The sequence below is a fragment of the Methyloterricola oryzae genome, assembly GCF_000934725.1.
Classification (GTDB): domain Bacteria; phylum Pseudomonadota; class Gammaproteobacteria; order Methylococcales; family Methylococcaceae; genus Methyloterricola; species Methyloterricola oryzae.
Genome location: NZ_JYNS01000051.1, coordinates 1 through 5,124, shown reverse-complemented (window position 1 = coordinate 5,124; position 5,124 = coordinate 1). Strand labels below are relative to the sequence as shown.

5 protein-coding genes and 1 tRNA gene are annotated in these 5,124 nt (G+C 57.5%); 2 read left to right on the top strand and 4 right to left on the bottom strand.

Translation table 11 applies throughout. The annotated features are described in order from the left end of the window. On the bottom strand, positions 1–187 hold a 187-nt coding region (locus tag EK23_RS22930; RefSeq protein WP_045225908.1), incomplete at its 3' end, for a transposase. A gap of 46 nt (positions 188–233) precedes the next feature. On the opposite strand from EK23_RS22930, the gene EK23_RS21095 reads away from it, so the two are divergent. Further along, a complete protein-coding gene (locus EK23_RS21095; RefSeq protein WP_082054412.1) occupies positions 234–1,133 on the top strand; it encodes a 5-methylcytosine restriction system specificity protein McrC in 900 nt (299 codons plus the stop codon). Between the two features lie 803 nt (positions 1,134–1,936). Here the strand turns inward: EK23_RS21095 and EK23_RS21090 are convergent. The 3 genes from EK23_RS21090 to arsS form a co-directional block, all read right to left on the bottom strand. Then, a tRNA-Pro gene (locus EK23_RS21090) sits at positions 1,937–2,013 on the bottom strand. A gap of 12 nt (positions 2,014–2,025) precedes the next feature. Continuing rightward, positions 2,026–3,048, bottom strand: coding sequence for an octaprenyl diphosphate synthase (ispB, locus tag EK23_RS21085; RefSeq protein ID WP_045227375.1), 1,023 nt, complete (start codon positions 3,046–3,048; stop codon positions 2,026–2,028). Positions 3,049–3,189: 141 nt separating this feature from the next. Beyond that, positions 3,190–4,149, bottom strand: coding sequence for an arsenosugar biosynthesis radical SAM (seleno)protein ArsS (gene arsS, locus EK23_RS21080; RefSeq protein ID WP_045227374.1), 960 nt, complete (start codon positions 4,147–4,149; stop codon positions 3,190–3,192). Between the two features lie 286 nt (positions 4,150–4,435). On the opposite strand from arsS, the gene hxlA reads away from it, so the two are divergent. Further along, complete coding sequence (hxlA, locus tag EK23_RS21075; protein ID WP_045227373.1) at positions 4,436–5,077, top strand: 3-hexulose-6-phosphate synthase; 642 nt, start codon at positions 4,436–4,438, stop codon at positions 5,075–5,077. Positions 5,078–5,124 lie beyond the last annotated feature (47 nt).

The following is a 5,124-nucleotide window of genomic DNA, read 5'->3' as shown; positions in this document are numbered from 1 at the left end:
CCGCCGGATATCTGGAGGCACTTACGCTGCCCGATTCGCGCAGCCAACGCCGCGCCAGGTTGGCGTTGATGCCGTGTGCCAGCGCGACCGCGGCAATTGAGGCACCGGGCTGTCGGCAGGCGTCCACCACCTGCCGCTTGAAATCAACGCTATGGAAGCGTCGGGTACGCTTGGGAGATGAGTCCATGAAAGTGTCCACTAAAAACTGAAGTGGACACTATCTTGCGCAATCCATCGGGCGCCTTACAGATGGGATTACCGGACGGATACGGTTCATCGACGCTGCCGAGCGTTTAGTCCGTTTAGGTCTGCGCCAGGACTACAGCGAGAACACCCAAGAGCTCGAAGAGATTCGCGGTCGACTACAGACTCTCGAAACCGCAACAGAAATCCTTAAAGGCCGCCCAGTCGCCTCCTGCGTTTTCGATGAACTGTCGTTCGACACCCCACTCAACCGCATACTAAGATCCACCTGTCAGCGCGTATCTCGCCTGGAAGGCATATCTTGCAACGCGCGCAGACGAGCGAGGCGTCTCGCGTATCGCATGGATGACATCGGCCCTCTCCGCCACACCGATCGGCGCCTCAAGCCGGATCGACTCACTCAGAGCTACATCCCTCCCATATCTTTAGCTCGTCTCATCCTCGATGGCTGTGGTATTGCGCTATCAGACGGCCAAAACCAAGGAACCTCGTTCCTGCTCCGGACGCCAGAGCTAATTGAAGACGGCCTCCGATCGATTATTGCCGAGGGCTTACCTCACATCCAGGTTGCCAAGCGCCGCCAGATGCTCGGTGACTCAGGGATCTCCATGAACCCCGACATTGTTTTCGGAGACCGTCTCGCTGTCGCTGACGTCAAGTACAAATACTTTGGTCGTGACTGGAATCGCAACGACTTCAACCAGGTCGTGGCTTTCGCGACTGCCTTCGAAAGTCAGCGTGGCGCGCTCTTCGGTTTTGTCAGCGATTCCGTCTTCCCAAGAACTGCGATTGTTCAAGTTGGCCGAGTCGAGACCACGAGAATTGCCTGGCCTGTTGGACCCGGCACATCACCCGAGGTTGTAGCAAATACTATGGTTCACGGTCTGAGCGGTTGGCTATCTGGGCAGTCGACTAATTTCGACCATTAAGCAAAATGAATCGCTCCGGCTAATTTAGACGTCCGTAATCACCCTGTCCGATATTTGTGCGCTGGCGAAACCCCCGGGCGACGCTGTAGCGACTTGTTGCACATACCTTGGTGTGCTTGCTATCGGCTCGTGCTTGCCCGGGCTCCCCCCATTCCCGCACAGGCGCCCTTACCGAGAGCGCGTTCACGGGATTCATTTGCTTCCAATAACTGATGCATTCAGTGGTTGCTGGTGGAGGGGGATGTTTGAAGGTGGAAGCGGCTCTAAGAGCTGGGAACCGCGGCGTGAATTGGTTGAATGAGGCATATACGCGCACGCGTACCACCCTACGGTATCCCTTGCACTGCCGATCGGGCGCGCATGGAAGCGCGCTTGCGCTCTTGCTCTTGGGCGCGCGGGATGCGCGCCCAAGAGCAAAAAGAAAGGTGTAGAAAAAATTAAGTCGAAATAGATCTGTATGAATCTCTATGAAGAGTGCTTAACGCAGGAAGAATCTATATTAAAAGGTTACAGAAAGAAAACTCTCAACAGGGCGCACCCATGAGCCTTTGCTGCTTGAGCTTTAGATCGGCCATCATAAAGCGTGAGCCGCATGCCATGATGGAAGGGAGAGGATAAGTGTCATAGGCGTGCTTGGCTCCAAGACGGAGCGGGCCCAGGAAGGTCCTTTTGTCGGAGTGCGGTGGTGCATGACGACACCCCACACCGAACCTAGGCTTTCAGATTTTTTTACTGTAGCACTCTGTCAGCACTCTAGCGCTGAGAGCTAACAGACAGCGGTAACAGCAAGTCAATGATTTAATTGGTCGGGGTGAGAGGATTCGAACCTCCGGCCACTGCCTCCCGAAAGCAGTGCTCTACCAGGCTGAGCTACACCCCGAAGTGAGATTTTTCAGTAGCTGCGCTCTACTGAAAACTGTGCGAGTCGGACCAGGGCGGTCTTGAACTCTGATTCGGGGAGGCATTTCAAGGATGTGATCGCCTTGTCTGCTTCCTCCCGAGCGCGCTGCGCAGTATACGCGATCGCATCCGTTGACTCAACGATTTCATAAACTTCCTTGAAGCGTTCGCGCTCGCCTTCGCGGATAGCCTCGCGCAAGAGGTCTGCTTGAGCGGCGGTGCCGTGCTCGATTGCGTAGATCAACGGCAGGGTCGGTTTGCCTTCCGCCAGGTCGTCGCCCAAGTTCTTGCCAAGGGCTTCCGGGTCGGCCATGTAATCCAGCGCGTCGTCGATCAACTGAAAAGCGATCCCAAGGCGCAGGCCGTATTCGCGCAGGCCCAGTTCGATCTCGGACGATGCCTTGACCAGCACCGCCGCTAGTTGGGCCGCCGCGCTGAACAGGATCGCCGTCTTGCGCGATATGACTTCCAAGTACTTCTGTTCGGTGGTCGCCGGATTATTGCAGTTGAGCAGTTGCAGGACCTCGCCTTCAGCGATGGCCGTGGTGGTGGACGACAGTATCTGCATGATGCGCATCTCGCCGACGCTCACCATGAGTTCGAAGGAGCGCGAGTAGAGGTAGTCGCCGACCAAGACACTGGCCGAATTGCCCCAGAGGTTGTTGACCGTTTCCTGGCCGCGGCGCAGCGAGGATTCATCGACGACGTCATCATGCAGCAGAGTCGCTGTGTGGATGAATTCGATTACCGCCGCCAGTGTGATGTGCTGCTGGCCATCGTAGCCCAGCGCCCGGGCGGCCATCAGCAAGAGCATGGGCCGAAGGCGCTTGCCGCCGCTGGATACGATGTAGTTGCCGATCTGGTTGATCAGCACAACATCCGAACTGAGCTCGCGGAGGATGAGTTGATTGACGCCCGTCATTTCGTCCTGGACCAAGCGCCTGATATCGGCGAAGTCCACGCCGGAAGGCTGGGATTCGTTTAAGTTAACGCTTGCAGGGCTAAGGGTCGTCATGTGTGGTTCCCGCCCGCGAGCGGGGCATCTATACCGGCAAATAAAATAGCCGAATCGTATGTAATTCGGCTCATGCATGTCAAGTAAATGCCTGCGCTAGCTTTTATATTCAATTGGTTGGGCGCCTTGGTCGGGGTGTGGTCAGGGGTTCAAAGCCCCGCCGCACGAACTGCCTGAACCGGCCGTGCAGCCAAAGCAATGCCCGGCTGTGACGATGGTGTCGCGTTGCAGCGCCGCAGTCGTCAGATTTCGCACATGGGTACGGCGTCGGCCGAGGGGCAGTTCCAGCATCTGATTAAAGTCGCAGTCGTAAACCGTTCCATCCCAGCCGATGCTGATCAGGCTACGACACATGACCGCCGGCAGATTCTCTTCGCGGTACGATTCGCGCAAGAGCTGCATGTAGCGATCGAGCTCGCTTCGCTTTGACAAATCCGCGGCGAAACGCTGAATTGGCATATTGGCAAGGGCATAGAGGCGATTGAATTGAATGCCAAAGTGCCTTTGCAAGTGGTCGCGGTAGGCTGCCTCCAATTCCGGTTGCGAAGGGGGCAGGCGCGCGCCTTGTGGATTGTAGACCAGGTTCAGTGGCAGATTGTCATTCATACCGGCGTAGCCGAGTTCATTTAGACGCCTCAGGGCTCGGATGCTTGTCTGGAAAACGCCCCGGCCGCGCTGACGGTCGACATTGTCTTCCAGATAGCAGGGGAGCGAGGCAATGATCTCGACTTCCCAGTCCGCCAGGAAGGCTGCGAGGTCTTCGAGCCCCGGTTCCTCCAGGACTGTGAGGTTGCATCGGTCGATCACGTGCACGCCCAGTTCTCTCGCCTTGATCACCATATGCCTGAAATGGGGATTCAGTTCCGGCGCGCCGCCGGTCAGGTCCAATGTAGTGGCGCCGGATTCCGCAAGGAATTGCAGGACGCAGTTGACCGTTTCCAAATCCATGGCTTCCGTGCGGGCTGGGCCGGCGTCCACGTGGCAATGCCGGCACGCTTGATTGCAGCGGTAGCCGAGGTTGGCCTGCACCGTATCCAGTTCGGTTCTCTGGAGTGAGGGGAAGTGGCTGGCCGTAGGCGGGGGTGAGAGGGGTGCGTTCATTGCTAAGACGGCTGATAACGTTCAGCTGTGTTTTTGGGGATGCGGGCATTGCCCGCGACTTACCTGAGGCGAAGATACGCTAAGCGGGGTGCAATGTCGCCTGCTGCGTCGTGCTGGCTACCGGCGTTCCGTGTGCCCCATTATGTGGCGCGTATGGCGGGCTCGTTCCCAGGTAACTCAGTGTTTTAACGCAAACCATTGACCCGGGGCGCCGTCGTTGACAGTCATTACCTTTCTACCTTAAAGTTCACCGCGATTCTTAGGCCCAAACTATTGGAGAATACTCATGGCAAAACCCCTCATTCAGATGGCTCTGGACTCTCTGGACTATGACCAGACCGTAAAACTGGCCGGGCTGGTTGCTCCCTATGTGGACATCCTGGAAATCGGCACCCCCTGCATCAAGTACAACGGCATCCGCCTGGTCAAGGAACTGAAGGCCAAGTTCCCGAACAAGAAAGTCCTGGTCGACCTGAAGACCATGGACGCTGGCCTGTACGAAGCCAAGCCCTTCTTCCAGGCTGGCGGCGACATCTGCACCGTGCTGGGCGTTTCTGGCCTGGCCACCATCAAGGGTGTGATCGAGGCTGCCAATGCCTACGGCAAAGAAGCCCAGATCGACTTGATCAACGTGCCGAACAAGGCTCAGTTGGCTGCTGAAGCCGCCGCTGCCGGCGCTCACATCATGGGCGTGCACACCGGTCTCGACGCTCAGGCTGCCGGCCAGACCCCGTTCGCCGACCTGCAGGCAATCTCCAACCTGAAGCTGCCGATCAAGATCTCCGTGGCAGGCGGCATCAATGCGTCCACCGTGCAGCAGGTTGCCAAAGCCGGCGCCAGCATCGTGGTCGTGGGCGCAGCCATCTACGGCGCAGCGTCTCCGTCTGCGGCTGCGAAGGAAATCCGCGGTCTGGTTGACGCGCTGTAAGGGCTGGCCATGCATCAGGAACTGATCTTCGGGAAAATCAACGAGAT

Bases quoted from the DNA above. Each gene is read 5' to 3' on its own strand.
- ispB (WP_045227375.1), bottom strand. From the start codon at position 3,048: ATGACGACCCTTAGCCCTGCAAGCGTTAACTTAAACGAATCCCAGCCT.
- arsS (WP_045227374.1), bottom strand. From the start codon at position 4,149: ATGAACGCACCCCTCTCACCCCCGCCTACGGCCAGCCACTTCCCCTCA.
- hxlA (WP_045227373.1), top strand. From the start codon at position 4,436: ATGGCAAAACCCCTCATTCAGATGGCTCTGGACTCTCTGGACTATGAC.